Annotated in this window: 24 protein-coding genes; 18 read left to right on the top strand and 6 right to left on the bottom strand. The window is 48.6% G+C overall.

Annotation, left to right across the window (positions count from 1 at the left end):
* Positions 1-15: 15 nt before the first annotated feature.
* The gene (locus PUP29_RS04385) at positions 16-1,548 is read left to right on the top strand and encodes a xylulokinase (RefSeq protein ID WP_079546996.1); all 1,533 of its coding nucleotides are present in this window, start codon (positions 16-18) and stop codon (positions 1,546-1,548) included.
* Positions 1,549-1,890: 342 nt separating this feature from the next.
* Here the strand turns inward: PUP29_RS04385 and PUP29_RS04380 are convergent, their stop codons facing one another.
* On the bottom strand, positions 1,891-2,160 hold the full coding sequence (locus tag PUP29_RS04380) for a type II toxin-antitoxin system HicB family antitoxin (protein WP_079546997.1): 270 nt from the start codon (positions 2,158-2,160) through the stop codon (positions 1,891-1,893).
* 212 nt (positions 2,161-2,372) lie between these two features.
* Here PUP29_RS04380 and PUP29_RS04375 point away from each other — a divergent pair, with 212 nt between their 5' ends.
* The 6 genes from PUP29_RS04375 (at position 2,373) to PUP29_RS04350 (ending at position 7,600) form a co-directional block, all read left to right on the top strand.
* Positions 2,373-2,864: a hypothetical protein gene (locus PUP29_RS04375; protein ID WP_353423893.1), complete on the top strand. Its 492-nt coding sequence runs from the start codon at positions 2,373-2,375 to the stop codon at positions 2,862-2,864.
* 120 nt (positions 2,865-2,984) lie between these two features.
* Positions 2,985-3,563 carry a biotin transporter BioY gene (locus PUP29_RS04370; protein WP_079546999.1) on the top strand — a complete coding sequence of 193 codons (579 nt, stop codon included), beginning with the start codon at positions 2,985-2,987 and terminating at the stop codon, positions 3,561-3,563.
* Positions 3,563-4,519 (top strand): biotin synthase BioB, encoded by a 957-nt coding sequence (gene bioB / locus PUP29_RS04365; protein WP_079547000.1) that lies wholly within the window; start codon positions 3,563-3,565, stop codon positions 4,517-4,519. Before PUP29_RS04370 ends, bioB begins: the two co-directional genes overlap by 1 nt.
* 472 nt (positions 4,520-4,991) lie before the next feature.
* The gene (locus PUP29_RS04360; RefSeq protein ID WP_079547001.1) at positions 4,992-5,429 is read left to right on the top strand and encodes an Rrf2 family transcriptional regulator; all 438 of its coding nucleotides are present in this window, start codon (positions 4,992-4,994) and stop codon (positions 5,427-5,429) included.
* 338 nt (positions 5,430-5,767) lie between these two features.
* The gene (locus PUP29_RS04355; protein ID WP_079547002.1) at positions 5,768-6,313 is read left to right on the top strand and encodes a flavodoxin family protein; all 546 of its coding nucleotides are present in this window, start codon (positions 5,768-5,770) and stop codon (positions 6,311-6,313) included.
* Positions 6,314-6,322: 9 nt separating this feature from the next.
* The gene (locus PUP29_RS04350; RefSeq protein WP_079547003.1) at positions 6,323-7,600 is read left to right on the top strand and encodes an MFS transporter; all 1,278 of its coding nucleotides are present in this window, start codon (positions 6,323-6,325) and stop codon (positions 7,598-7,600) included.
* Between the two features lie 52 nt (positions 7,601-7,652).
* Here the strand turns inward: PUP29_RS04350 and PUP29_RS04345 are convergent, their stop codons facing one another.
* The 3 genes from PUP29_RS04345 to PUP29_RS04335 all read right to left on the bottom strand — a co-directional run bounded on the left by PUP29_RS04345 (position 7,653) and on the right by PUP29_RS04335 (position 11,166).
* On the bottom strand, positions 7,653-9,122 hold the full coding sequence (locus PUP29_RS04345) for a methyltransferase (protein WP_079547004.1): 1,470 nt from the start codon (positions 9,120-9,122) through the stop codon (positions 7,653-7,655).
* Positions 9,119-10,180, bottom strand: a complete 1,062-nt coding sequence (locus PUP29_RS04340; RefSeq protein WP_079547005.1) for an undecaprenyldiphospho-muramoylpentapeptide beta-N-acetylglucosaminyltransferase — start codon at positions 10,178-10,180, stop codon at positions 9,119-9,121. The genes PUP29_RS04345 and PUP29_RS04340 overlap by 4 nt, the downstream gene beginning before the upstream one ends.
* A 182-nt stretch (positions 10,181-10,362) precedes the next feature.
* Complete coding sequence (locus PUP29_RS04335) at positions 10,363-11,166, bottom strand: DeoR/GlpR family DNA-binding transcription regulator (protein ID WP_079547006.1); 804 nt, start codon at positions 11,164-11,166, stop codon at positions 10,363-10,365.
* 426 nt (positions 11,167-11,592) lie between these two features.
* Between PUP29_RS04335 and PUP29_RS04330 the strand changes: the two genes are divergently transcribed.
* The 9 genes from PUP29_RS04330 to srlD all read left to right on the top strand — a co-directional run bounded on the left by PUP29_RS04330 (position 11,593) and on the right by srlD (position 22,150).
* Positions 11,593-12,597, top strand: a complete 1,005-nt coding sequence (locus PUP29_RS04330) for a sugar ABC transporter substrate-binding protein (RefSeq protein ID WP_079547007.1) — start codon at positions 11,593-11,595, stop codon at positions 12,595-12,597.
* Positions 12,598-12,690: 93 nt separating this feature from the next.
* Entirely contained in the window at positions 12,691-14,190 is a 1,500-nt protein-coding gene (locus tag PUP29_RS04325; protein ID WP_079547008.1) for a sugar ABC transporter ATP-binding protein, read from the top strand.
* A gap of 33 nt (positions 14,191-14,223) precedes the next feature.
* Positions 14,224-15,198: an ABC transporter permease gene (locus tag PUP29_RS04320; RefSeq protein WP_079547009.1), complete on the top strand. Its 975-nt coding sequence runs from the start codon at positions 14,224-14,226 to the stop codon at positions 15,196-15,198.
* A gap of 17 nt (positions 15,199-15,215) precedes the next feature.
* A complete protein-coding gene (locus PUP29_RS04315; RefSeq protein WP_079547010.1) occupies positions 15,216-16,397 on the top strand; it encodes a zinc-dependent alcohol dehydrogenase in 1,182 nt (393 codons plus the stop codon).
* Between the two features lie 26 nt (positions 16,398-16,423).
* Positions 16,424-17,461 carry a 2-hydroxyacid dehydrogenase gene (locus PUP29_RS04310; RefSeq protein WP_353423892.1) on the top strand — a complete coding sequence of 346 codons (1,038 nt, stop codon included), beginning with the start codon at positions 16,424-16,426 and terminating at the stop codon, positions 17,459-17,461.
* A gap of 26 nt (positions 17,462-17,487) precedes the next feature.
* Positions 17,488-18,966: an FGGY-family carbohydrate kinase gene (locus PUP29_RS04305; protein ID WP_079547012.1), complete on the top strand. Its 1,479-nt coding sequence runs from the start codon at positions 17,488-17,490 to the stop codon at positions 18,964-18,966.
* Between the two features lie 16 nt (positions 18,967-18,982).
* On the top strand, positions 18,983-19,888 hold the full coding sequence (locus PUP29_RS04300; protein ID WP_079547013.1) for a class II fructose-bisphosphate aldolase: 906 nt from the start codon (positions 18,983-18,985) through the stop codon (positions 19,886-19,888).
* A gap of 344 nt (positions 19,889-20,232) precedes the next feature.
* On the top strand, positions 20,233-21,345 hold the full coding sequence (locus PUP29_RS04295; protein ID WP_079547014.1) for an MGDG synthase family glycosyltransferase: 1,113 nt from the start codon (positions 20,233-20,235) through the stop codon (positions 21,343-21,345).
* Between the two features lie 31 nt (positions 21,346-21,376).
* Entirely contained in the window at positions 21,377-22,150 is a 774-nt protein-coding gene (gene srlD / locus PUP29_RS04290; RefSeq protein WP_079547853.1) for a sorbitol-6-phosphate dehydrogenase, read from the top strand.
* Positions 22,151-22,210: 60 nt separating this feature from the next.
* Here the strand turns inward: srlD and PUP29_RS04285 are convergent, their stop codons facing one another.
* On the bottom strand, positions 22,211-22,525 hold the full coding sequence (locus PUP29_RS04285) for a YbjQ family protein (RefSeq protein WP_079547015.1): 315 nt from the start codon (positions 22,523-22,525) through the stop codon (positions 22,211-22,213).
* Between the two features lie 123 nt (positions 22,526-22,648).
* A complete protein-coding gene (locus PUP29_RS04280) occupies positions 22,649-24,130 on the bottom strand; it encodes a radical SAM protein (protein ID WP_079547016.1) in 1,482 nt (493 codons plus the stop codon).
* 418 nt (positions 24,131-24,548) lie between these two features.
* Between PUP29_RS04280 and PUP29_RS04275 the strand changes: the two genes are divergently transcribed.
* Entirely contained in the window at positions 24,549-25,307 is a 759-nt protein-coding gene (locus tag PUP29_RS04275; protein WP_353423891.1) for a DeoR/GlpR family DNA-binding transcription regulator, read from the top strand.
* Positions 25,308-25,365: 58 nt separating this feature from the next.
* A complete protein-coding gene (locus PUP29_RS04270) occupies positions 25,366-26,625 on the top strand; it encodes a zinc-binding dehydrogenase (protein ID WP_079547019.1) in 1,260 nt (419 codons plus the stop codon).
* Positions 26,626-26,757 lie beyond the last annotated feature (132 nt).

Here is a 26,757-nt window from a genome sequence, read left to right as displayed (position 1 = left end):
AAAGGAGCAGGGGAAATGGAACAAAAAATCATTGCATGGGACCTTGGAACAGGCGGAAACAAGGCGTCTCTTTATGACAGCGAAGGCAACTGCATTGCGGCGGCGTTTATGCCGTATAATACGACCTATCCGGCGCACGGATGGCATGAACAGAAGCCGGAGGATTGGTGGGACGCGATCGTAAAAAGTACACGCCTCCTTCTCGAGAAAACAAAGGTAGACAAGAGTGACATCGCATGCTGCGGCATTTCAGGACACAGCCTCGGCGCCGTGCCGATCGGGAAAGACGGTTCGCTCCTGCGCGAATATACGCCGATCTGGTCAGACGGCCGTGCGACGAAGCAGGTTGCCGATGTGTTCGAGCATTACAGCGAAGAAAAATGGTATATGACGACGGGGAACGGATTTACCCCGGCATTTTATTCGGCATTTAAAATTCTCTGGTATAAAGACAACGAGCCGGATATCTACAATAATATTGGAAAAGTGATCGGCACGAAAGATTATATCAACTATAAGCTTACAGGCCGCCTGTGCACAGACCCGTCCTATGCGTCGGGAAGCGGTGTATGGGATCTTGAAAAATGGGAATATTCGTCCGAGCTGATCGAAGCGATGGGCCTGCCTGCCGAGATTTTTCCGGAGGTCGTGGCATCCACCGACGTGATCGGACAAATCACTCAGGAAGCGGCGGAAGAGCTTGGCCTTACGACGAATGTGAAGGTCGTTTCGGGCGGCGTGGATAATTCCTGTATGGCACTTGGCGCAAAGGCGTTTAAGGAAGGACGGGTATATAACTCCCTCGGTTCCTCCTCGTGGATCGCGGTATCTTCCCAGAAACCGCTTTTGGAGGCAAATTCGAGGCCGTATGTATTTACGCACGTGGTTCCCGGTTATTTTGCTTCCGCACTGTGCCTGACGGCAGGCGGAACCTGCTTCCGTTGGATGCGCGATCAAATGTGCCGGGAATTTGTGGAAGAGGCGGAAAGAAACGGCGGGGATGTTTATGACCTTATGACGCAGGAAGCGGCAAAATCTCCGGTCGGTTCCAACAAGCTGCTGTTTAATCCGAGCCTCGGCGGCGGTATGCCGATGGATAAGAGCTATAACCTGCGCGGCGCTTTCATGGGGCTTGACCTTATTCACACGCGCGCGGATGTCATACGTGCCTCGATGGAGGGGATTTCGATGGGGCTGCGCGCCTGCCTCGATAAGCTGCGCGAGCTGACGGATATCGCAGATGAGATGCTTTTGGTAGGCGGCGGAAGCAAAAGCGCATTGTGGCGGCAGATTTATGCAGACATTTATAAGATGCATGTGCTGAAGTCTAATATCGACGAGCAGGCGGCAGCGCTTGGCGCGGCAGCCTGTGCTGCGGTCGGAACGGGAATATGGTCTGATTTCGACCGGATCGACGAGCTGCATAAAATTGAAGAAGACGTTGCGCCGATCCCGGAAAATATGGCGTATTATGACAAGATGATGAAGGTTTACCACAAGGCGTCGGACAGCCTGTCTGACCTCGGCGATATGCTGATGGAAATATAAAAAAGCTGGACTGAACGGAAGCGCGGCTTTCGATCTAAACAAAATATTAAACTATCTGAAAGGGCTGAATTCTGTACGGAACAGGATTTGGCCCTTTCCATGTGAAACGAAACGTGTTCATATATTCATTATAGGTACTGGCAATACATACGCATGATAGATGTAAGCAACAATAAAGAAATATATCCGTAAACAAAGAAAATAAGATATAGCATTGAACAAGCTGAATATAAGTGCGGCGCTTCCTTCAGCGGATAGGAAAAAATGGCAATAGAGATACTCCTTGGACGCCGATTGGGTGTCGCCGGCTTTTGAAATCCCATGCCGCTCTATGGAATTTTTTTATGGACCGGAAACCGTTTGCGTGTCGATCATGATGACAAGGACGATATTTCCCTGTTCCTCTGCTATCTTCCCGGCAGGCGTAGGATGGGGAATGCTTTTATGGCCGGCTTCTCTATCATACAATAACAGAAGAAGCTCCTCTTCCGCCATTTCATAGGCGTCCTCAAATGAATGGCCGAATGCGATAGGGCAGTCAAGATCTGGGAAATGACCGATATAAAGAGTATGTTCCTTTTTAAAAACAGCAGGATAACTATATTTACACATTTTGAACAGCCTCCTTTCCGGCAGCGGCGTTTTAGTCATGCTGTTGCTGTTTCATATATACGGCTGGGCCATTGAGCATAAAATTAAATTTATCGTTTATTGCAGAATGTCGTTTTTTGTGATACAATTCAAACAATAGAAAACGCGTATAATGGTTCAGCGTAAAATCAATTTGTTTTGGTTTTACGCTTTTCTGTTTTCAGGAGGAAAAAATGGAATTTTATATGAAATTGCCGCGCAGCAAAAAGGAATTTGCTATATTTATAGGAATCGTTTCGATTCTATCTGTAAATATGATAGCGCCCTTGATTACCTGCCCTGAAGCGGGGTTTTATCTGTCTGTTTGGCAAGACGCTTTAACTGTACTGCCTTTTATCTGGATGAGCGTTATAGCAGCTGTATTGCTGACCTATGTGCCTGCTGAAAAATTGACCCTGATGATCGTTTCTAAAAAAGACAGCTTTCGTGCACAGATTGTAGTGAATACCTTGTGTACGGTTTTGCTGATGTCGATTTTATTAACCATAATTGGATCACGGATAGGAACACGGTCTATCACATTAGAACCAATTCGGCTGTTTTTCTATAAATGGCCGCGCAATTTTGCCATATCTCTATTTGTAGAACTATGTATAGCCCAGCCGGCCGCGCGTTTGGCGATTTTGAAGCTTCATTTGCGAAAGGAAGCGGGAAAGGAGGAGTAATCTATGGAGGAAGATAAGAGGTATTATTTCTGTGCAATATGTAAACTTATATTTTTTTATAGTTTACAATTAAAACGGAATATGTTATTCTGATAAAGCACAAAAGAATGGAGGCCGAAAATGGAGAAAACGATGGAAAAAAGACGAATCGCGACACGGAATATGATCCTGTGCGCCTTGTTTGCCGCGCTGATTGCGATCGGCGCATTCATCAAGATACCGATCCCCTACGTACCGATCACGTTCCAAGGCTTTTTTGTATTGCTTGCGGGCTTTCTGCTCGGCCCGAAATATGGCTGTATTTCCATGCTGATCTATATTGCAGTCGGCTTAGTAGGATTCCCGGTCTTTACGGCCGGCGGCGGTATCATGTATGTTCTTCAGCCAACGTTCGGATATCTGGCGGGCTTTGCCGTATGTGCTTATGTTGCAGGAGCGCGTGCGCGCAGGCTGGAACGGCCGGGAGTGGGCAGCCTGTTTCTTTCCGGTATGCTCGGCATGGTCCCTGTCTATATCATTGGGACCTTGTATTTCTATTTTATCATGAATTATGCTCTTTCAACACAGATGGGAATGTGGGAAGTGCTGTGGTCCTGTGTGATCGTCTTTCTGCCGGCAGACATACTGCGCTGTCTGCTTGCATCATGGATTGCAAAACGTCTGCTGCCCGTGTTGAAAAGAAGAGGGGCGGCCGCGTGATGGAAAGGATAGAACTGCTGTATCGCAAGGCGGAACAGGGGCAAGCCATCTCAAAGACCGAAGCGCTTTTTTTAGCGGAACAAGAGCTCGGCATACTGTGCGCCGCCGCAGATAGTCTTCGAAAGGAAGCATGCGGCGACGATTTCGATTTATGCGCCATCATAAACGGGAAAAGCGGCAGGTGCTCCGAAAACTGTAAATTCTGTGCGCAGTCTGCACACTATAGGACCGGAGCAACGTTTTATGAGTTATTGGATGAACAGAGTATTCTCGCCGCTGCGCAGAAATGCAAAGCGAGCGGTGTGCGGCGTTTTTCTGTCGTTACCTCCGGCAAGCGGCTGACAGACAGTGAGGTGGAGCGGCTGTGCGGCATCTATCGGCGTATTGGAGAAGAATGCGGTCTGAAAGTATGCGCATCTCATGGCCTGCTGACCCGGGCGCAATTCAATATGCTCAAACAGGCGGGCGTATCGCGCTATCATAATAATCTCGAGACCTCCCGCAGATATTTTCCGAAAATTTGCACTACGCATTCCTATGATGATAAGCTTGCGGTGATCCGCGCGGCACAGGAAGCCGGACTTGCCGTATGCAGCGGAGGGATCATTGGTATGGGAGAAACGATGGAGGACCGTATCGATATGGTACTTGACCTGAGAACGCTCGGCATACGTTCCATACCCATCAATATACTCGAGCCTATCGATGGAACGCCGCTGAGCAGCAGGCCGGTTTTACATGAGGCAGAGGCGGCGCGTACCGCTGCGGTGTTTCGTTTCCTGATGCCGGATGCACAGATCAGGCTTGCCGGCGGCAGGGCACATTTGAGGGACAGGGGAAAGACTTTGCTTGGCGCAGGCGTCAATGCGGCGATCACGGGCGACATGCTTACCACGGCGGGAACAACGGCGGAGCAGGATGCCGAAATGATACGCTCATGCGGGTTTTGTCTGTAAGCACGATTAAAATACAGACGGAAGCCTTGCGAAAAAGTAAGCAGAGTGCTATGGTGATAGATAAAGGAACGAAATGCACGATGACGTAAAAAGGGGATATGCAGAAGCCTATCCCCTTTGTTGCGTTAATTCACGTTACAGTAGCCCATCGTATATTCTTTTCATGATCATTTTCTGTTTAAAAGATAACATTTTATACTAATGTTGTCAAGTATTGTGTGCAATTTTCAAAAATATGGCTTATTTTCCGGGCAAATAGCAAAAAAATAAAGTATTGAAAAACGAAAAAATAAACTACGGTAGAAAAAGTCTCTGTTTTACAGTTGCCGAAGTATCCTTAACGTGAATTAACGCAACAAACGAAAGAATTTACACAGGAACTGAACTGGAGCTTTGTTAAATGTAAAGGGATATTCAATGAAATTATAGGATATACCTGTAAATAAGTCAAATATCATGAAAAATCGTATTTATGGAGAGTATTGCGATGAAGGTCACTACGATATATGCCGCGCAGATACTTGGCTATCTTACGGCTAAAGAAGAACCTTTGGCGACCGCGAAAGAGATCGTGGCACAGGTAGGCGTCACCTATCAATACTGTATGAAGATATTGAATGAGATGCGGCATGCAGGGCTGCTCGTCTCGGAACAGGGCTGCCGGGGCGGATTCCGCTTGGGAAAGGCCGCTGAAAAAATCAGTCTGTACGACGTAGTCAGCCTCTTTGAGCGCGACTATGCGAAGCTGCACGGCCGGGACTTTTTGCCGGACGATTCGTTCAGCCGTGTAATGGACTATATTCTTGAGATAGAGGCCGAAAAAATGAAGCATCTTACTATCCGCGAGATCTACAGCTGTGATAAATGCAGGTTGAAAATGTTGGTTGAGTCCTGCGGGCAGGAGATATGAAAGCAGGATGCGTAAAGCGGCGCAGCCTTATGCAAAAATATGAGATATGGCCGCGGCAGGGCCGTTAGAGAAGAAAGCCCTCTCTGTCCATGCAGTAGAAAAGTGACAGTGAGGCAGGGGAACACGCAAAGAACGATTTTAAGTAAAAACAAAAGAGGTGCGGGCCGATACCTGCGCTTCTTTTGTTTTCAGAAGAATATACAGGTAAAATAGAAAACGCTGTAAAATAATAAAAAAGGATACCTGACTACAGAATATTCAAAAATATCCACTTTACGGGCCGGATATTTTCCCGTAGAATGTAAAATAAAGCTGATTTCATTTTGGAGGGAAATAATATGGGGAAAAAAATCATTGTATTGACAGGCAGTCCGCGCAGAGGCGGGAACAGCGACTGCATTGCAGAGGCGTTTATTGCAGGAGCAAAGGAAGCAGGACATGAAGTCATAAAAATCGAAACGGGAGCTCTTGACGTAAAGGGATGCCGCGCGTGCGACGGGTGTTACCGCGGAGACAGGGCATGCTTTTTTAACGACGATTTCAACAGGATAGCGGAGGATATCCTTACGGCGGATGCAGTCGTCTTTGCAGCGCCGCTGTATTGGTTTTCTTTTCCGGCGCAGCTCAAGAATGTGATCGATAAATTTTATGCTTTCGTGGCAGGCGGAAAGAATTTCAAAGGAAAGGAATGCGTACTCCTCGTCTGCGGAGGAGATGAAAGCGAAACAGCCTTCGACGGCGTGACGGCGAGCTATGAACGCATCGCATCCTATCTGGAATGGACGGACCGCGGAAAACTGATCGTGACCGGCGTAAATGCAAAAGGCGATGCGGCCGCGACCGATGCCCCGCAGCGCGCAAAAAAAATGGGATTAGAATTTTAGAGGTTCCAGATGTCGCATACCTACCGATCAACTATATATGCATGCTATCGCGGCTATATCGTACAGGCGGCGGTTGTAAATCTTGCTCCGCTGTTGTTTGTTATTTTTCAGCAGCAATTCGATCTTTCTCTTTCCATGATCGGGAATCTGATTTTTCTGAACTTTGGAACGCAGCTTGCCGTAGACGCGATCGCGGTCCGGTTTGTGGATAAGATCGGTTACCGTACCTGTATGGTGTCGGCGCATTTCCTGTGTGCTGCAGGGCTTGTTGCGCTTGGACTGCTGCCCGGGCTCATGGAGCCGTATGCCGGGCTTTGCACAGCGGTGTTTCTATATGCGGTGGGAGGAGGCTTGATTGAGGTGGTCATCAGCCCTATCGTCGATTTGGTTCCCGGGGACAACAAAGCCTCCGCTATGAGCCTGCTGCATTCCTTTTATTGCTGGGGACAGGTTCTGGTCGTTCTGCTCTCTACGGTATTCCTTTCCGTATTCGGACACGGAATGTGGGTGATATTGCCTGTGCTGTGGGCGATATTACCGGTATATAATGGGATCAGGTTCATGCAGGTTCCTCTTCCGGCACCGGTAGAGACGCATGAGAAAATACCGGTGCGGAAACTGCTGGTATCTAAGATATTTATGATCGCGATGCTCACGATGCTGTGCGCCGGCGCGGCCGAGCAAGCTATGTCTCAATGGTCCTCGCTTTTTGCGGAAAGAGCGCTCGGGGTGTCAAAAGTGATGGGCGATCTGCTTGGGCCGTGCCTTTTTGCCGTGTTTATGGGGATCGGAAGAACGATCTATGGCCTGCGGGGTAAACAAATCAATCTAACGAGCGCGCTGCTCGCATGTTCTATTCTGTGCGCAGGCTCCTATCTGATCGTTTCCCTCACGCGCCTGCCGCTCCTTTCGCTGATGGGGTGCGCGGTCTGCGGCTTTGCAGTCAGTCTGCTTTGGCCGGGAATGCTCAGCTATTCGGCGAAGTGTTATCCAAAAGGCGGAACGGCAATGTTCGGTATTCTTGCGATCTGCGGCGATCTCGGCTGCTCGGTCGGCCCGTGGATGACGGGGCTCGTATCGGAGAACGCACAGTCGTCAGGCATCTTGAACTGGGATATTTTGTCCGGGTTTTCACCGGAACAGGCGGGCCTTAAGATCGGACTTTTATCAGCGATCATTTTTCCGGCCGTCATGACGATCGGCATCTTGATCATGAAGCGCCTGCGCAGAACGGAACGAGGGCGTACGGCAGCTGCGGACACAGCTTCGGAAAGCGGAACAAAATAAAAAAACCCCCTTTGCAGCAGTGTGCGAAGGGGGTTTTTGCAATGTCAATGTATTATTTTTTCCGCAATACATATACGGCAGGATATAGGCCGCCTGCGTCGAAGGTCGTACGCTTCAACGTCTGGAATCTTCCGTTGTTCCTGATCAGACGTTCGGTCAGTTGCTTTTCATGCGTATAAAGTACGGCAAGACCCTCCTCTGTAAGGATATCCGGGAGAATAGAGAAATAGGATCTGTAAAGCCGTTCATTTCTGGAATGGTTTCCCACCCGCAGCCCGAATGGCATGTTGACGATCACTTCATCATATTTTTTTGCCGTGAACTTCAGACAGTCGATATAGTGGAACTGCGGATGCACATGCGCATACCGGCTGTTTTCCTTGGCAGCCTCCACAGCCGTCATATTGATATCTGCTCCGGTCAGGGAATGATGCGGATAAAAGCCCCTTTCATACAGCATGGTTCCGCTCCCGCAGAAATTATCGAGGACGCGTGCGTCGGGGTTAAAAAACTCGCTTGCATATGCGCACACGCTTGCTGCAACTCCGGGATGAATACTGGCGGCGATCGCTTTTTTACGGTAGGAGAAGCGGTCGTCCGTAAGCGGATTCAAAAACACCTGCGCCTTATCGCCATCTAATTCGATCATGATCTCAATGGAATACGAAGAAGGCGTATTCACAAGCTCTTTCATAGAAGAAACGCATTTTTTGATGATGTCGAGACGGACCTGATGGGTCACGCTGCGTACCTCAAGTCGGTAACCCGTGACTCCTGTGCGCTGCAGAACCGCGCGTTCACGCTGCGCCAAGAATGCCGGAAGCTCAGCGACGGGAGAAGAACCAAGATAGATATAGGCATCCGTATAAGCGCGGAGCTGATAAATGTTATAAAAATCAGAAAGCCCGGAAACGGCAATATAACGCCCCAGTTTTTTAGGAGACAGCCCCGCGTCTGCACATTGAGAATATGTCACGTTCGGATTTGGCGAGGCGAGCAGCACGATATCCGAGGGGAGTATGCGTACGCGCGCTTTTTTTCGGATGATAAATCCGGCAAGCGCCTTATCAAGAGCGGCCTTTTCCTCTTCGCGGTGCTTTTCAAGATCGCTTCGAAGCTGATAGGAATCGAGAAACCGTTTGGCGCGGTCGCTTTTAGCGCGGCCGATAGCAAGCAAATAAGAGGGAAGAGCAAACATCGTCTGCTCGTGCATGATCGCCCCGATCAGCTCGTCGAGATATTCGCCCGCGCAGGTATTGCCGATGATCTGAGCGGCATGCATGCGGACTTTTGCGTCGCTTGCATGCAAAAATTTCAGGAAGCTTTCGGCGTTCGACTTTACAAAATCGGAGGCTCTACTGCCTGCATCTGCAAGAACGCGCAAAGCTGCGCGCGTGTTCGCGCCCTTTGCCAAATTGAGGACTGTTTTGAATTTTTCGCCTTTGACGATGTCGGAAAGGCCTTCCTTACGTTCGGCTGACGGCAACTCATGATAGTTTTCTACGAAATTCTGAATGTTCATTTGACTCCAATACTTTTTAAAATAATAGTAAGTACGTTATTTGTTCCATCCGCTTCCACACTTCGGGACATATTGCCGATTAGCTCTTCACGGTGCGCCTCCAGCTCACAAAGAGCGGAAAGAAGCGTTTCCGGCGTGAGGTCTTCCTGCGCGATCACCTCAGCATAGCCGCGTTTCTTGAAATAATCCGCATTTAGGATCTGATCGCCGCGGCTGGCGGACAGCGGCAGCGGAACGAGAAGAGCGGGAAGCCGCAGGGCAAGGAACTCAAAGATCGCGTTTGCACCCGAGCGCGAAAGCGCAAGGTCGGCAGCGGCAAAAATATCGTTCAAGCCCTCCTCGATATATTCGAACTGCCGGTAATCAGCTTTTCCGTCGAGCGTGGGGTTCAGCTTTCCCTTTCCGCGCAGATGAACGATGCTGTAACGGCTCGTGAGTTCCTCGATATCCGCATCGACGGCATCGTTTACTGCCTGTGCGCCCAGAGACCCTCCCATTATTAATAACACCGGTTTATCGCCGCTAAACCCGAGTTTTTTAAGCCCGGCAGTCCGGCTTCCGGTCAAAAGGCCGCTGCGGATAGGCGAGCCGGTAAGAACGCCCTTTCCGCCGGCCGCTTCGCGCGTGTCAAAGGAAAGACATACCGTTTGCGCTTTTTTCATACATAAACGGTTGGCGAGACCGGGCGTATAATCGCTTTCATGCAGAATGACAGGGATATTAAGCTTGGCTGCCGCCCATGCCACAGGCACGGAGACGAAGCCGCCCTTGGCAAACACGATATCGGGCTGGAGAGAACGCAAAATCTTTTTGGCCTGCCCGTAGCCCTTGATGATCTTGAAAATATCAGTGATATTTTTAGCGCTTGCGTAGCGGCGCATCTTGCCCGCCTCGATCACATGGTAGGGAACGCCATGCACAAGCGTATGCTCGATCCCGTCCTGTGTGCCGATATAGTGCACTTCAATATCGTGTGCCTGCAGACCGGGGATCAGCGCGAGGTTAGGCGTTACGTGCCCGGCGCTGCCGCCGCCGGTAAGTACGATCTTCTTACTCATATCATAACCTGCCTTAACAGTGAATTTATAACCTTACCCATGATAGCATAACGGATACGTGCGGGCAAGGCGGCGAGACGGCTTTTCCGCAAAATAATAAAAAGAACAGGAAGAAAAACTTTATTCGGGTAAAAACAGTATATCGTATTGATGCCGATATACTGCGGGCTGCTCTGGATTTTTTAAAAGAGCGCAGGAGCCGGTGCGGAGACGATATCGACTCCTTTTTCTGTAAAAATGGTTCGTTCTGTATCAGGCATATGCCAATCGGTAATGACGCGGTAAATTTGCTGGAGAGGAACGATCTGGACAAGAGAATCATTCCAAAACTTCGAATAGTCTGCCAAAATATAGTTTTGCTTCGAAGCCTGTATAATGATCCGCTTCAATTCCGCATCGAGCATATTCGGCGTAGTGAAGGAATGCTCCGGAGAAATATGCTCGACCCCAATAAAGCCTTTATCAAAAATAAGCTGGCGGATCACATCATTTGTTATATAACCGCTGCAAGCTCTGACATCAGGACGTATCTCTCCTCCGACCATAATAACATTCAAATCGGCCCGCGCCTGTAATTCACGCGCGTGGTCCAACGCATTTGTTGCGATCAGCAGGTTTTGTTTATTCCCCTGCGCGATCAGCTTGGCAAGCTCTAATGTCGTCGTTCCGCTGTCCAGATATACGGCATCGCCTTCTTCGATACAATCATATGCGACTTTTGCGATCGCGATTTTCTCGGAAAGATTGCGCGTTTCACGTACCGGATAGGAAAGCTCGTTGGTCGCACGGGTCAGCTTGGTCGCGCCGCCCCAAGTGCGCTGCAAAAGGGCTTCATTCTCCATTGTGATCAGCAGCTTGCGAATGGAAACATCAGACATCTGGAAACATTCACTGAGCTCTGATACTGTAACAGAGCCTTGCTTATCCAAAAGAGACAGGATATATTGTTTGCGCTTTTCAATACTGAGTCGTTTTTTATGGTCCATTTTAAATTCCTATGTATGTTATAATTCGAAACCTAAATAGATGATATCGAATTTCAAAAAAAAAATCAAGTGAATTCATGATTTGTTTTAAAACATCTGGAAAATACGGCTAAAACAGTAAGGAGAACAGCGTTTTTTATACTGCCGGAATAAATATAAAAAGTAAAAAACGAAACAAAAAGAAGTGGTTTTATGGATTGAAATTGTGTAATAGAAATATTTTCGTAAAAAACCGAAAAAAGTATTGACATAAAAACGAGATATCGGTAATATATGAAACATAAAACATTCGAATTAACAGATTTCAAAACATAAAACGAAAAAATACGAGATATAAATTTTGAAATAAACAAAACGAAACAATTTCAAAAATGATTTGCAAAGAGAAAATTATCTTTGCAATAAAAAATAAGGAGGAAGTATAAAATGAAAAAAATTGTCGCTTTAGTATTGGGAACCCTCTTAGTGTTTAGCTTGGCAGCGTGCAGCATGAGCTCGCCCGCTGAGAGCTCTGGAACAGAACCGGCTGAATCGCAGCAGGCTGCGGCCAGCGAAGACGGCGCGGCTGCGGACGGTGAATATACGGTAGGCTTCTGCCCGATGGACCTGTCGAATAATTTCTGGGCCGCGATTGCGAATTCCTTTGAAGAAGCCGGAGAGGAAGCGGGAATAAAAACGATCGTGACAGACGGGAAATCTGATGCGGCCACACAGGTTACGGCCTTAGAGAACTTCATTTCACAAGGAGTGGATGTTATTGTAGTCGGGCCGGTCGACGCGGAATCGTTGCAGGGCGTGATCGGGGAAGCGAAGAACGCGAATATTCCTGTTATTACGCATACGACTGCCTATGATGATGCGACGTGTAATATGAATGTAGACGAGATAGAGATGGGAACCGCCATCGGACAGTTGGCCGGACAGTGGATGGTAGATACGTTCGGCGAAGAGGCGGGCTGCAAATATGCTATCCTTACGCAAAGCCAGCTGGAGCAGACCATTGGCCGCGAAAACGGCATTCAGGCCGGTATTGAGGAGTTTGTACCCAATGCAGAATGTGTGACGAAGGTCGACGCACATACGACGGACCTTGGCATGACTGCAGCTGAAAACATTCTTTCCGCACATCCGGATGTCTGCGCGATCATCGGCATCAACGATTCCGGTGCATTAGGAGCCTATGAGACGGTCTCGGCACGCGATATGGGGGATGAATTCTTTATTGGAGGCGTAGACGGAACAGATCAGGCCCTTGAACTGATCAAAGGAGGAACTATTTACAGAGGTACGGTATACCTGAATCCGGTCGGAACGGGACAACAGTTTATCGATTATGCCTTGGCACTGAAGAATGGGGAAGAAATTCCGGAATCCTATATGGTACCGGTCAATGCGATCAGTGCGGAAAATATCGATGAATATATCCAATAGATCGCTATAAAGAAGAGAGCTTAGAGGGAGCGGAGCGTCTTATAACGCTCCGCTCCCGAAACGAGACGAAAACACGAGGTGTCATACGTGCAAATGGAAAACAACGATCTCAATATCAAAATGGTAGATATCTGTAAATATTTTCCGGGGGTAAAAGCGCTCGACCACGTTGATTTTGAATTGAAAAAAGGCGAAGTACATGCATTGCTCGGGGAAAATGGAGCCGGAAAATCGACGCTGTGCAAAATCATTGCAGGCGCCCAGCCGATGACGTCGGGCGAATACTATTTATTCGGGGAAAAAGTTACGGGCCTGACGCCGAATGCGGCGAAAGAAAAGGGAATCAGCATGATCTATCAGGAATTTAACCTTGTTCCCTATCTGAAGGTTTACGAAAATCTATTTTTAGGGAAAGAAATCACAGCCGGGCCGAATCTCAATAAAAAGGAAATGATTGCAAAAACAATAGAAATATTCGAACGTTTCCAAATCAAGATCGATCCTGAAGCGCGGGTATGCGACTTGCCAAATGCATACAAACAGCTTGTAGAGATCGCTAAAGCGGTACTTGAGAATGCGCAGGTCCTTTGTATGGACGAGCCGACGGCGCCCCTTTCGAACCGGGAAGTTGAAATATTATTCTCATTGATACAATCGCTGAAAAACGAAGGGGTTTCCATCATTTATATCTCCCATCGGATGGAAGAGATATTTGAAGTTGCGGACCGGATCACCGTGATGCGGGACGGGAAATATATCTGTACGATGGATGCCGATAAGACCAACAGAAAAGAATTGATCAGTCTGATCGTCGGACGGGATCTAACGGAAGAATATCCGAAACGGGAGAGTGTTCCGGGCGAAGAGATCCTTCGGGTCGAACACCTGTCAACAGATCTGACAAAGATACACGATGTTTCTTTTTCTCTGCATAAGGGAGAGATCCTTGGCTTTGCCGGACTTGTAGGCGCAGGAAGAACGGAAGTGATGCGCGCCCTGTTCGGTGCAGACCGGAAAACTGCGGGGGAAATCTATTTATATGGAAAGCGGATAGAGATACATAAACCGGAAAATGCGATCGAACAGCGTATCAGTCTGATTCCGGAAGACCGTAAAGGACAAGGTGTTTCTCTGACGCTGAGTATCAGAGAAAATATATCGCTTGTAAAACTGAAGGGAAAAGAAATTTGCAGCTTTATGGGCATCAATAGGAAAAAAGAAAGAAATCTTGCGGACGAGTATATAAAAGCCCTTAATATCAAAGCGCCCAGTATGGAGCAATTGGCGAGCAACCTATCGGGCGGAAATCAACAGAAGGTAGCGATCGCGAAATGGCTGGCAGTCGACGCGGATATTCTCATTCTGGACGAACCGACCCGGGGGATCGATGTTGGGGCGAAGTATGAGATTTATCTTTTGATGAACGAATTGATCAAGGCAGGGAAATCGATCATCATGATTTCCTCTGAAATGCCTGAACTGATCGGGATGAGCGACAGGATCCTCGTCATGCAGCAGGGGAGGCTCGTTGGAGAAATATCTGGAGACGAGGTGTCTCAGGAAAAGATATTGGAAATGGCATCGTGCGGCTGATGGCCGCGCTGCCGAGGGAGGAACGATTATATTATGAAAAAGAAGCTTTCATTCAGCAACGTATTTGTATATGTGATCTTGATTATCGTACTGGCATTTTTCTCATTCTCTGCGCCGGACAGCTTCCTGACATCGAACAATATTTTTAATATGCTTCGTCAGGTCTCCATGATCGGAATATGCTCAGTCGGCATGACGATGGTCCTGTTGACAGCGGGAATCGATATTTCGGTTGGTTCCGTCATCGCGCTTGTCGGCGTCGTATCAGCGCTGCTCATCGTCAATACCGGAATGCCGGTTGCATTGGCGATGATAATAGGAATTCTGGTAGGAACCGGCTGCGGAACCGTAAGCGGCATCATGGTAGCGAGATTTCAGGTGCCTGCTCTGATCGCAACGCTTGCCATGCAAACGATCGCCCGCGGATTTGCATTTATATTGACGGAAGGGATTCCTGTCTATGGGCTGCCGGAAGATATCAAGTTCATAGGGCAGGGCTATATGGCGGGGATTCCGATCCCTGTTATCATTATGGCGCTTGTATTCCTGTTCGGCTGGTGGCTGCTCGAGAAAACAAGGTTTGGCCGTTATGTTTATGCTATTGGCGGAAATGAAGAGGTTGCCCGGCTATCGGGGATAGATGTAAAAAAGGGCCTTCTGAAAGTATATGCACTCAGTGGATTCTTTGCGGGTCTTGCGGGCGTTATTATGCTCTCGCGGATCAATTCCGGCCAGCCCAACACCAGCGAAGGATTTGAGATGGATGTCATTACAGGAGCTGTTCTGGGCGGCGTAAGTGTCGCGGGCGGTGAAGGAAAAATACTCAATGTAATTGCCGGCGTTCTCATTATGGGGGTGCTGAGCAACGGTATGACATTGCTGAACCTTGATACTTATTGGCAGTGGGTCGTAAAAGGGGCGGTACTGCTGTTCGCAGTCGCGTTCGATAATATGCAGCGTGCACGGAGCGCGCGTATCGCGGCGGAAGCAGCGGGCGCAGAAGCCTGATAAGGAGGAAAAATTTTATGGATGCGAAAACATGCAAGGCGGCAGTATGGTCGGGAAGGCAGAAAATAGACGTTAGGGATGTACAATTGCCAAAGTGTCTGGACGACGGACTCATCATTAAGCTGGAAGCTGCAAGTATATGCGGAACGGATCTGCACCTTTTCCGGCAGGAGCCGCCGGAACCGATGATCTTAGGACATGAAATGTGCGGCAGGATCGTCGAAATGGGAAAAAATGCCGCACAGGCAATGCGCTGCTATACGGGAACGGTCAAAATAGGCGACAGGATATGCCTATATCCATGGGTCGTATGCGGAACCTGTTCAAATTGCCTTACCTACGGTATAGGAGCGTGCGGTATTTGTGAAAATGCTTTCGTATATGGCGTACCCTTTGAAGAGCTGGGTGTCGGCGGCAGTCCGGTCCGTTCCAACTCCGTTGAGGAAGCGCCCTATATCAAGGGCGGATTTGCAGAATATATGTATGTATTTCCCGGAACATTCATGTGGCAGGTGCCGGAAGAAATGCCGAGCAACGTTGCCTCGCTGCTCGACCCGACTGCAGTCGCAATGCGGGCAGTCGAGCTGGCGATGCGGTCGCCGGGCATATTTGAAGATTCTTTCAATTTGGGGTCCACAGTTCTTGTGATCGGAGACGGACAGGTTGCAGCACTTACGGCTATGATCGCTCGTACGCTGGGAGTACAGAATATTGTTATCAGCGGCTTCAGCGATCAGAAACTGGCCTTGGCACAAAAGCTGTCGCAGGCCGATGTCATAATGAATTCGGCAAAGATGTCCATTGAAGAGCGGCGGGATATTATTATGGGCCTGAACCACGGAAAGGGTGCGGATGTCGTATTCCAATGCGCCGGTTCGCCGCAGGCATTCCGCGACGGGATCGATCTGATGAAAAATGTGGGAACGTTGATTGAGGTTGGGAATATCGTAGGGAAGAATACGGTGGAATTCGATCCTGCACGGGATCTGTGCAGCAAACATGCAACCTACATCGGGATGAGCGTAAATACGGCAAGTGCGTTTCACAAGGCCTTTCAAATGCTGTGCAAATTCAAAAAATTAGGATTTGGAGCTATCTTTACACACAGATGTACGCTCGACACCTTGCAGGAAACGATGCTGAAAGGCGGAGACCCGGATTATATGAAAGGCTGGGTCGATTTTGGAAGCTCAATATAAAAGACAGAACAAAAGGAGAGAGAAAGATGGCGAAAAAAGTCGTTTGTATTTATGACAGAGGGATCGACAAGGCAGCGATGAGCGGCTTTTGCGAACTGGAAGAATATGGATACGAGGTGGAATTGATCGAAAAAACAGTAGGCGAGACACCGCTTGAATATCAGAATTCCATGCTGGAGGTAGAAGTAAACGGGCCGGATAAAACGCCGATCAACCCCGAAGCATACCGGGCGGTAGCAGATGCAGAGATCATCATTACCCATTTTGCTCCGGTGGGGAAAAAGCTGATGGATTCCGCCCCCAATCTGAAGATCATAGGAACATTGAGGACCGGCGCAGAAAATATCAATCTCGGAGAAGCGGCAAAAAGAAATATTAAAGTGATCAACGCCCCGGGGCGCGCGGCGGCGGCTGTAGCGGACTTTACAGTCGCGGCAATGCTGTGCGAGATGAGAAATATCGCAAGGACGGACGCTGATATCAAAAGAGGACTGTGGACAAAGAAGTTTGATAATATGTCCTATTCAGATAACATGTGCAACATGAAAGTGGGGCTGATTGGCTTCGGAGATATCGGAAAAAGAATCGCAAAACGCCTGAAAGCGTTCGGTTCGGCTATTATGGTATACGATCCCTATTGCGAAAAGAAAGATATTGAGGCGCTGGGCTGCATCGCGGGCAGCATGGAGGAAGTGGTTTCGGAATGTGATTTTGTATCGCTTCATATGCGGCTGACTCCGGAAACGAAAGGGATGTTCAGCAGGGAGTGGATCAGCAAGATGAAACCGACTGCAATTTTCGTAAACACCGCGCGGGCAGGCTTGGTAGATGAGAAGGCATTGATAGAGGCGCTGCAGGAGAAAAAGATCGGAGGAGCGGTTTTGGATGTTTTTCAGGAAGAACCGCTGAGTGCGGACCATTTACTGCGAAAATTGGATAATGTTACTCTGTCGGCCCATCTTGCCGGAACATCGATCGGCACCTTCACCGCCTCTGTTGCGATCGTTGCAGACAGCTTAAAAGACTATTTTAAAGGACAACCTCTGCGCAATACGATCGCTTGAGGACTGGAGAGAGGGGATGGTTTTCAATGGGCAAGCAGGCATGCTATCTGGCAATTGATTTTGGGACCTCAAACGTACATGTAACGCTCTTCGATCGGCAAACGATGAAAACCGTTGCGGGAACAAGCAGAAAATACTGCTGGTATACTCCTGCGGCAAATCAAATCGAGCTCGACGCGGAAGAAATATGGACGGCGTCCGAGACGGCCGTGGCCGAAACGATACGCTTAGGAGGCGCCGTAGAAATCGCTGCTGTTACCTTTTCGTTTTTTGGAGATAATATTACGCCGGTCGACGGGAAAGGAAACGCGCTATACCGGATGCTGCCCGGATTTTGCGGAAGGTCTTACCGGGAAGTCGAGACACTTGCGCGGGAGATCGGCGCAGAACAATATGGAAAGATCACCGGAAATACGCTGAGCACGCTAAGCTCTGCCTCTAAAATCCTGTGGCTCAAGCGGAACTGCCCAGACGTATTCGCACGATCAGAAGCTTTCTATACGAATCAGCAATATATTATGCACAAGCTTGGATTCGGAGATATACAGGACAGGACAATGGCGGCAAGAAAGCTGGCTTATGACGTGCAACGGGAACAGTGGTCAGAACCGATCCTCGATGTGTGCGGAATGACGGAGGAGCAGCTTGGAACAACTATCGTGGAATCACAGACCGTTGTGGGGAAGATCCGTTCTTATGGGCGGGTGGAACTGGGCGGCCCGGTTCCCGTGACGATCGGATGTCACGATGTATCGGCTTCTCTTTTAGCCGCAGACGTAAAAACAGATCAAATCGGAACGCTGGGCGTACTCATGGGGACTTACGAACAGATCGGGTATTTTTCAGACGAGTTTGTAACAGGCTGCAATGAGTTTGGGGATTCCCTTATTTTTTCGTGCTGCTATAATTCGCCTTTTCGGGGGAAATATACGGTGATGGACGCATTTCCGACAGCAGGGGCAATGCTGGAGTGGTATTGCAAAAATCTTTTAGCGGATACAAAAGCCGATATCGGGCAGATGATAGCGAAAGCAGACTTGCAAAAAGAAAGCCGCCTGTTCGTGCTTCCTTATATGGAGAACTATCACGGCGCGATTCTGGGCATGAGTATGGCGACGACATTGGAGGATATATTTGAAGCGCTGCTGAAAAGCCTTGCTTACCAATTTGTCGCCTGCATCGATTATATCAAAGGAACTACGAATGGAGTATTCCATAATATCCATTTTGGCGGCGGCGGTTCGCGGTCGGATAAACTGATCGGGCTGCGGGCGGATCTGCTGAACACGAGGATGGGAAGGATGAAAAATATTGAATTGCCGTCGCTTGGAAGCTGTATTTTAGCCTCGCTGGGAAATGGATGGAGCAAAACAGTGGATGAAGCGCAGGAACAGGTCAAAAATGATGTGGTTTATTTTGAACCGGACTGTGTGAACGGAAGAAAACAGAGGGAAAACTATAAAGTCTATAAAGCGCTTTCAGCCGATTATTTAAAAAATTATTAAGGAGGGCGTTGGTTATATGGAAGCAAATACAGTAATAAAAAAGGCACGCATGATCGGAAAGTGTATTCCGGCATTCAATATTCCCCACATTCCCATGGTAAAGCCGATCGTGCAGGCCATCGTTGATGAAAACAGTGTGGCGATGCTTCAGGTCGCAAGGGTAGAATGGGAGAAAATGCAGGCAGAATCTCTGGAGCGTGTAGCAGAGGAGTATGAAAAGTATAAAAACGATGAACATACGCTGCTCCATTTGGACCACATTCCTGTAATTGACGAGGATTATAAGCCGGTTCTCTATATGCAGCTGATCGAACGCGCGATCATCGCAGGATATCAGTCTATTATGATCGACGGCTCGCGTCTCGATTTGAATGGGAATATTGAAAAAACAGCGGAAGCAGCTGCGGCGGCCCATGCGGCTGGTATACCATGCGAGGCGGAACTGGGAGCGGTCATGGGACACGAAAGCAAAGAATTGCCGCCATATGAACAGATATTCGCAGAAAAAATAGGATTTACTAAAATAGAGGAAGCGGTTCGATTCGTGGAAGAAAGCGGCTGTGACTGGCTTTCAGTCGCCGTAGGGAACATACATGGCGCGGTCGCCGAGTTGGTCCGCAACCAGAAAAAACCGGAAGCGAAACTCGATGTGCAGCACATTGAATCCCTGTTTCAGGCAGTCAAAATACCGCTGGTCCTGCATGGCGGTTCAGGGATCAGGCATCAATATATATTGGATGCGGTCAAAGCGGGGATTGCAAAGATCAATGTCGGCACGGAATTGCGGCAAACCTATGAATTCGCATTGGAAGAACGTGCAAATGACATTGAATATGCGAGGGAAAAAGTGTATGCGGCAACGAGGGAATATATTGCGAATTATTTGAAAAATACAGACTTGAAAGCCTTACTGGGCGAATAGAAAATAAATATGGGCGCCTCTATAAAGCGGGCGGCGCATACAGAAGTCTGATCCCTGATTTCGTTTGTGCACCTTTGGGAATAAAGCTGAGAAACGGTGTGAATATTCGGCACACCGTTTTTTAGCGTTGTGATGATGGCGCAGCCTGAAGGGGCATTGTGGATTTTTGGACAAAATAACATTTCTGCCGGTTTTTTAAGAGAGATTGCACAGAAAGTATAAATAAGAGCAAGGCATAAGGAATTTGTAAGAATTCTTTGGGACTTAAAGCGTTGATAATAACATTTGCCTATGCTATATTAAAATAGGATCGTTGGGGTAATGTAAAATGCGGAGGTTGGACGATGAAAGTGCTGGTCTTAAGTATGACCGTCGGGCAGGGACATAACTCAACCAGTAAAGCTCTGCGCGCCGCCCTTGTAAAAAGAGGACATGAATGCAAGATTCTTGATACCTATAAATTTCTGAATAAGGCAATCGGTCTTGGGTTCGACAAAGGATATGTTGCGATGGGGCGTTTCGTCCCGAAACTGAATGAAACGATTTATAAGGGAGCGGAAAAAGCGAATGGCCGTGCGGACATGAAGCTGTATTTCCCATGGGCCTTTGCCAATCTTGCCAAAAACAAGCTGCAGAAATATATAGATGAAGAAAAGCCAGATGTGATCGTGTGCTCGATCGTGATGACGGCAATGCTCGTCACGGCGCTGAAAGAAGCGGGGATGTATGACGAGCGCATCAAAAGCATCGGGATCGTGACGGATTATTCCCTCCATCCATTTTGGGAATATACGGCGATGGATTATTTTGTGGCGGCAAACGAGCTGCTTATTCCGGAATTTACACGGAGAGGTATTCCGGAAAGTAAGATATTGCCGACAGGGATCCCCGTAGACCCGAAATTTACGAGAGCCTTGCCGCGCAACGAAGCGCGTGGGCAGCTTGGACTCGATAAGGAGAGATTTACCGTACTTTTGGCGTCGGGAGGAATGGGATTTTCGGGCATGGTGCCCGTTATACAGGATATTGACCAAATGGAGGATGTGCAGATCGTCGCAGTCTGCGGTTCCAATAAACGGCTGAAAAATAAGCTTGCTTCCGTAGCTTACAAAAACAGCGTGGAAGTGCTGGGCTTTGTGGACAATATGGAAAAGTATATCGATGCGGCGGACGTTGTTATCACAAAGCCGGGAGGCCTTTCGACCTCTGAAACGATCGCCAAATGCAAGCCGCTTTTGCTGATGAAGCCGATGCCGGGGGTGGAGAATATGAATCATGCGTTTTTGCTCAACCATTCCCTCGCGGTGCATTGCAGCCAATATCAGTCGGTCAGTCAGGTGATCATGCAGCTGCGCCTCAATAGCCTGAAGCTGAAAGAAATGGAGCGAGCGCAGAGAAAATGGGGGAAAAAGCACAGCGCAAAAGCGCTTGCGGAATTTATAGAAAAACTTGTGTAGGATAGGAGAGAAGAAAAAGATGGAACGGTGCATGAAATTTAAAGACAAGGTAGTCGTGATCACTGGCGCAGCACAGGGACTTGGGCAGGCGCTCGCTCAGCGTTGTTCAGACGAAGGCGCGAAGGTCGTGATCGGCGATATGAATTACGAAGGCGCATGTGAAACGGCAAAGCTTTTGAAAGATGCGGTCGCGGTAAAGCTTGACGTAACGAAATACGCAGATTGCGAAGCGCTGATCAAGACGGCGGTCGACAAATATGGAAAAGTGGATATCCTTGTTGCAAATGCAGCGATCGTTATTTCCGGAGCAATCGAAGAATTTGATCCGGAAAAATGGAAATTCGTCATCGACGTAAACCTCTGCGGCTTCTTTAACACTGTGAAAGCGGCTATCCCGGTCATGAAAAAGCAGGGCTATGGCAGCATCGTACAGATCAACAGCAAATCCGGCAAAAAGGGTTCTGCAAAAAATTCCGCGTATGCATCCTCGAAATTCGGGGGTATCGGTCTCGTAGAGAGCCTTGCGCTCGAACTCGCAGAAGACAACATCCGCGTGAATGCGATCTGCCCGGGCAACATGCTCGACAGCCCGCTTTGGGTCAACAGCCTGTTCAAGCAGTATGCAAGGAATCAGGGTATCACAGAGGAAGAAGTGCGCCAGAAATATATCAATCAGGTACCGATGAAGCGCGGCTGCCAGTATGAAGATATTGCAAATTGCCTCGTATTCATTGCAAGCGACGATGCGTCCTACATGACGGGACAGGCGCTCAATGTGACAGGCGGACAGCAGATGCAGCCGTAAGGACGATCAGAATGCAATATAAAAGAGACGGGATAGCCCGTCTCTTTTATATTGAAAAATTTAATCTTTGAATTTCACTGCGGTGCCGTAGGCAATGATCTCGGCCGCTCCCTGTGTGATGGAGGAAGAAGCATAACGCATAGCCACGATAGCGTCCGCACCCATTTTGGAAGCTTCGGCAACCATACGGCCGGTAGCGATCTTGCGGGCCTCCTGCATCATCTCGGTATAGGAGGTAAGTTCCCCGCCGACCAGCGTTTTGAAGCCTGCCATAAAATCTTTGCCGATGTGCACGCTTTGGACTGTACTGCCCGTAACGATACCAAGCTCCTCCAACGTTTTTCCCGTAATACTTTCGCGTGTTGTAAACAGCATATCCTTTCTCCTGTCTGATAGATTTTTAGACCCATTTTTATTATAGAGGGGGAAGATATGGTTTGTAAACAGATAAAAAATACGGCATGACTTTCGCCATGCCGTAAAGTAGATTGTTGATTTTTATTTCAGGTTTTCCGGGATCTCAGTCGCTCTGTCGCACGGAACATGTCCGCAGTTTCCGCAGCCGGCAGCGCCCATTCCATTCGTTGTATCGACACGTTTGCCCATCGCGTGGTTGATGATGCCATTGAACGGATAATGTCCGCAGGACCAGATCTCGTCTGCTTTTACTTTCCAGTTTTCAGCGATTTTGTCCGTTTTAGCCGTCAGCACGTCGACACCCTCGAGGTCAAGGTCCTGTGTCGGATGTGCACCGGATTCATGGACTGCCTTTCTGAGGCCGTCCGGATTATCGAGCAGCGGGCACGGACGCAGAAGGTTATCGGAGAACGGCTGACCTTCCTGATACTTGCGGAAGAGCGGGCTGCCGAGAGCCTCTTCAAGCGTGCATTCGTTGATATTATGCGTCGCATAGTGGATAAATGCGCACGGCTCGCAGTCGCCGTTGGAATTGATGTGGAAGTAGCGGCGCCCGCCGGCGATGCAGCCGCCGACATATTCGCCGTCGTTCCAGAAGTCGAGGATAAAGATCGGCTTATATTCACGCATCTCACGAACGCGCTGATACATGTGAGCCCTTTGCTCGGGCGTTACACACAGGTCCATAACGGCGTCTTTACCAATCGGCATATAGGTGAACAGCCAACCGAACAGGCAGCCTGCCTCGATCATCGTGTCGTTCCATTCGTCGCTCGCGATGGTTTTGTAGTTCTGGCTGTGGTAGCAAGCGGAATAACCGAACGGAATACCCGCATCCTTCAGCAGCTTCATGGCCTTCATGACTTTATCATACGTGCCTTTTCCGCGTCGTGCGTCTGTTTCTTCCGGTGTGCCTTCTACGGAGATCATGAAAGTAAAGTTGCCAACGCGCAGCAGATCCTGTACAAAGTCTTCGTCGATCAGAGTAGCGTTTGTGAATGCGCCGAACGCACAGTCGGAATGCTTCTCCGCAAGACGGATCAGGTCTTTTTTACGAACCAGCGGTTCGCCGCCTGAGAACAGGTATACATAGATGCCGAGCTCCTTGCCCTGCGTGATGATCTCGTCCATCTTTTCATAGGTCAGATTGTAATGCTTGCCATATTCTGCCGCCCAGCAGCCGATGCACTTGAGATTGCACGCGGAAGTCGGGTCCATGAGGATCGCCCACGGGATCTGAACGCCCATCTCTTTACCCTTTGCCTGAGCGATCGGCATACCCTTTACGCCGGAGTTCAGAAAGAAGTTCAGAATGAAGCGCTTCAGGTAGTTTACGTTAACATCGGTGAGGACGCGTTTCATCAGAACGCCCTGCCACGTCTGCTGATCCCACCAGTTCTGGAAATTCTTAACGGAATTGTTCCACTGGTTGCCTTTCGTGAATCCGTCCGCCCACTTCAGCAGCTTCGGAAGATTCTTGACCGGGTCTTTTTCGAGGTACTTGAACGCTGCAGAAAACGCAACGTTAGCCCCCGCGCTTTTGATCGTACTTTTGATTGCCATGATAAAACCTCCAAAATAAGTCCTTCATAATAAATTCTTGGTCCGATACGGATTGATACTAACGCCCGCAAAGGGCGGTAAGATGCGCAAACGTGATGCGGATTTTAATACGAACCATAGTTCATTTAATAAAATAATACGGATTTCCGGAGAGGTTGTCAAGGCAAAAAATCCCTTTTTAATGCGGGGTTTTGATATTTTGAAACGCTGTGAACGTGCGTTCAATTTAAAAAAGCGTAATAATCGCATTTTTGGAATTTTTCGGAGGGGTGTTCAAATAAAACAAAAAAAGAAAAATTTTTGGTAGGTAGGGGGGAGTATTCTAAAAATCAGACAAAAATGTCAAAAATTTTCACAAATTTGTTGAGAAATGAACATTTTTATGTTACAATATAAAAAACAATGCGGAGATACTGTTATGAATACGGAAAGACGGGAAGAAATCAAAGAGCTGCTGCGGGAGCGCGGCGAAGTAAAACTGAAAGAATTGGAGCAGCATTTTCCGGACTGTTCCAGTATGACGCTGCGGAGAGACCTGAAGTATCTGGAAGATAACGGATATGTAAAACGCACGCGGGGCGGTGCGGTTGCCATGAGCAGGCTTTCCATCGCAGCAGAGGATATTTATTCCGAACGGGCGCTTGAGAATGTGGCGGAAAAGTATGTCATCGCTAAAAAAGCGCTCCAGTTTATCGAACGCGGGAGGTCTATTTATGTAGACGCGGGTACGACTCTCATGCTGTTCACGCGGGAAATGGAAGACGAATACCTGTCCATCATGACGTCCGGCGTAAATATAGCGATGGAGCTGATCAAAAAGCAGAAACCAAGCGTTACGCTGATCGGCGGGCAGGTGAACCGCAACACGATTTCCGTATCCGGGATCAATTCCTGTAACTTTATCCGTGAAGTCAATATCGATATCGCTTTTATAGCGGCGAGCGGTTTTTCCGTGGAGAACGGCTTTACGAGCGGAACTTATACGGAATGTGAGATCAAAAAAGAAGTTGTCAGCCGCGCGCGCAAAACGATCGTTTTGATGGACAGCAAAAAGATCGATAAGATCATGCCGTTCACATTCGCCTATATGGAGGATATCGATGTGCTCGTATCGGACGACGGCCTTGATGAGGAAGTCGTGCGCGAAGCGCAGCGCAGGAACGTGCAAATCGTATAAACCGCCGCAGTGCGGCGTTGAAACCATTCTACTAAAAAGCAGGGCTTGGAGGAAAACAATGAAAACAAAAGCGGTTAGATTGTATGGAAAATCGGATTTGAGGCTGGAAGAATTTGAACTGCCGGAGATCACGGACGATGAAATGCTTGCCAAAGTAGTGTCTGACAGTCTGTGCATGTCGAGCTATAAGGCGGCGCTTCAGGGCGGCGACCATAAGCGCGTTCCGAACAACGTTGCGGAAAATCCGGTCATCATCGGTCACGAATTCTGCGGAGAGGTCGTGAAGTGCGGAAAGAACGTAGCGCATCTGGCAAAGCCGGGCGATAAGTTCACGGTACAGCCGGCTATGTTCTATAAAGGTTCACTCGAAGCTCCCGGTTATTCTTATCAATATTATGGCGGTGATGCGACCTACATTGTCATCCCTTCCGAGGCTTTTGAGACGAACTGTTTCCTGAAATATGAGGGAGAGGCGTTTTATCATGGCTCGCTTGCGGAGCCAATGAGCTGTATCGCAGGCGGCGCGCATGTGAATTATCATACAAAATTCGGCTCCTATGTTCATGAAATGGGCATCAAGGAGGGAGGAAAAATGGCGCTTCTCGCAGGCGTAGGCCCGATGGGGCTGGGAACCATCGATTATGCGCTGCATTCAGACAGGCGGCCGTCACTCCTTGTGGTAACGGATATCGATCCTGTCCGGCTGGCTCGTGCAGAAGTGCTCTTTCCGGTGGAAGAAGCGAAAAAACAGGGCGTCGAGCTTCATTATGTCAACACAGCGGAAAAGGACGAGGCTTACGTAATGGAGCTTTCAGGCGGCACGGGCTATGATGACGTTTATGTGATGGCGCCCGTTAAGCCTGTTGTTGAAATGGGAGACAATATTCTCGGCATGGACGGCTGCCTGAATTTCTTCGCAGGCCCGACTAATACGGAATTCAAGGCGGAATTCAACTTCTATGACGTGCATTACGCGGCGACGCATGTATGCAGCAATTCCGGCGGAAATACAGATGATATGCGCGAAGTGCTGAAAATGATGGGAGAGGGCAAACTGGAGCCGTCGGTCATGATCACGCATGTCGGCGGTCTGAACTGCGTACCGGAAGTAACGCTCAAGCTGCACGATATCCCGGGCGGCAAAAAACTGATCTATACGCAGATCGATATGCCGCTTACAGCGATCGATGATTTTGCAGAGCTCGGGAAAACAGACCCGATGTTTGCAGAACTCGCAAAGATCGTGGAGAAATCAAACGGCCTGTGGTCTGCAGAAGCGGAGCGGTATCTGCTTGCGAATGCAAAACCGATCGGCTGATCAAAAAAGAACGGCGCGGCAGTAAGCCGCGCCTTTTTTATGCGAGGGAAAATATGGTGCCGGAGAAACGAACCGTTAATCTGTTAAAGGGAATCGCTCCCGCGTTTCTTCCATTGATCGTCTTTCTTTTTT

The organism is Christensenella massiliensis (assembly GCF_040409835.1).
GTDB lineage: Bacteria > Bacillota > Clostridia > Christensenellales > Christensenellaceae > Christensenella > Christensenella massiliensis.
Note: the sequence above shows the minus strand (reverse complement) of the source record. Positions and strands in the feature narration are given on the sequence as shown.

Excerpts from the sequence above, each read along its gene's own strand:
- PUP29_RS04385 (WP_079546996.1), top strand. The coding sequence starts at position 16 with ATGGAACAAAAAATCATTGCATGGGACCTTGGAACAGGCGGAAACAAG.
- PUP29_RS04380 (WP_079546997.1), bottom strand. The coding sequence starts at position 2,160 with ATGTGTAAATATAGTTATCCTGCTGTTTTTAAAAAGGAACATACTCTT.
- PUP29_RS04375 (WP_353423893.1), top strand. The coding sequence starts at position 2,373 with ATGGAATTTTATATGAAATTGCCGCGCAGCAAAAAGGAATTTGCTATA.
- PUP29_RS04370 (WP_079546999.1), top strand. The coding sequence starts at position 2,985 with ATGGAGAAAACGATGGAAAAAAGACGAATCGCGACACGGAATATGATC.
- bioB (WP_079547000.1), top strand. The coding sequence starts at position 3,563 with ATGGAAAGGATAGAACTGCTGTATCGCAAGGCGGAACAGGGGCAAGCC.
- PUP29_RS04360 (WP_079547001.1), top strand. The coding sequence starts at position 4,992 with ATGGAGAGTATTGCGATGAAGGTCACTACGATATATGCCGCGCAGATA.
- PUP29_RS04355 (WP_079547002.1), top strand. The coding sequence starts at position 5,768 with ATGGGGAAAAAAATCATTGTATTGACAGGCAGTCCGCGCAGAGGCGGG.
- PUP29_RS04350 (WP_079547003.1), top strand. The coding sequence starts at position 6,323 with ATGTCGCATACCTACCGATCAACTATATATGCATGCTATCGCGGCTAT.
- PUP29_RS04345 (WP_079547004.1), bottom strand. The coding sequence starts at position 9,122 with ATGAACATTCAGAATTTCGTAGAAAACTATCATGAGTTGCCGTCAGCC.
- PUP29_RS04340 (WP_079547005.1), bottom strand. The coding sequence starts at position 10,180 with ATGAGTAAGAAGATCGTACTTACCGGCGGCGGCAGCGCCGGGCACGTA.
- PUP29_RS04335 (WP_079547006.1), bottom strand. The coding sequence starts at position 11,166 with ATGGACCATAAAAAACGACTCAGTATTGAAAAGCGCAAACAATATATC.
- PUP29_RS04330 (WP_079547007.1), top strand. The coding sequence starts at position 11,593 with ATGAAAAAAATTGTCGCTTTAGTATTGGGAACCCTCTTAGTGTTTAGC.
- PUP29_RS04325 (WP_079547008.1), top strand. The coding sequence starts at position 12,691 with ATGGAAAACAACGATCTCAATATCAAAATGGTAGATATCTGTAAATAT.
- PUP29_RS04320 (WP_079547009.1), top strand. The coding sequence starts at position 14,224 with ATGAAAAAGAAGCTTTCATTCAGCAACGTATTTGTATATGTGATCTTG.
- PUP29_RS04315 (WP_079547010.1), top strand. The coding sequence starts at position 15,216 with ATGGATGCGAAAACATGCAAGGCGGCAGTATGGTCGGGAAGGCAGAAA.
- PUP29_RS04310 (WP_353423892.1), top strand. The coding sequence starts at position 16,424 with ATGGCGAAAAAAGTCGTTTGTATTTATGACAGAGGGATCGACAAGGCA.
- PUP29_RS04305 (WP_079547012.1), top strand. The coding sequence starts at position 17,488 with ATGGGCAAGCAGGCATGCTATCTGGCAATTGATTTTGGGACCTCAAAC.
- PUP29_RS04300 (WP_079547013.1), top strand. The coding sequence starts at position 18,983 with ATGGAAGCAAATACAGTAATAAAAAAGGCACGCATGATCGGAAAGTGT.
- PUP29_RS04295 (WP_079547014.1), top strand. The coding sequence starts at position 20,233 with ATGAAAGTGCTGGTCTTAAGTATGACCGTCGGGCAGGGACATAACTCA.
- srlD (WP_079547853.1), top strand. The coding sequence starts at position 21,377 with ATGAAATTTAAAGACAAGGTAGTCGTGATCACTGGCGCAGCACAGGGA.
- PUP29_RS04285 (WP_079547015.1), bottom strand. The coding sequence starts at position 22,525 with ATGCTGTTTACAACACGCGAAAGTATTACGGGAAAAACGTTGGAGGAG.
- PUP29_RS04280 (WP_079547016.1), bottom strand. The coding sequence starts at position 24,130 with ATGGCAATCAAAAGTACGATCAAAAGCGCGGGGGCTAACGTTGCGTTT.
- PUP29_RS04275 (WP_353423891.1), top strand. The coding sequence starts at position 24,549 with ATGAATACGGAAAGACGGGAAGAAATCAAAGAGCTGCTGCGGGAGCGC.
- PUP29_RS04270 (WP_079547019.1), top strand. The coding sequence starts at position 25,366 with ATGAAAACAAAAGCGGTTAGATTGTATGGAAAATCGGATTTGAGGCTG.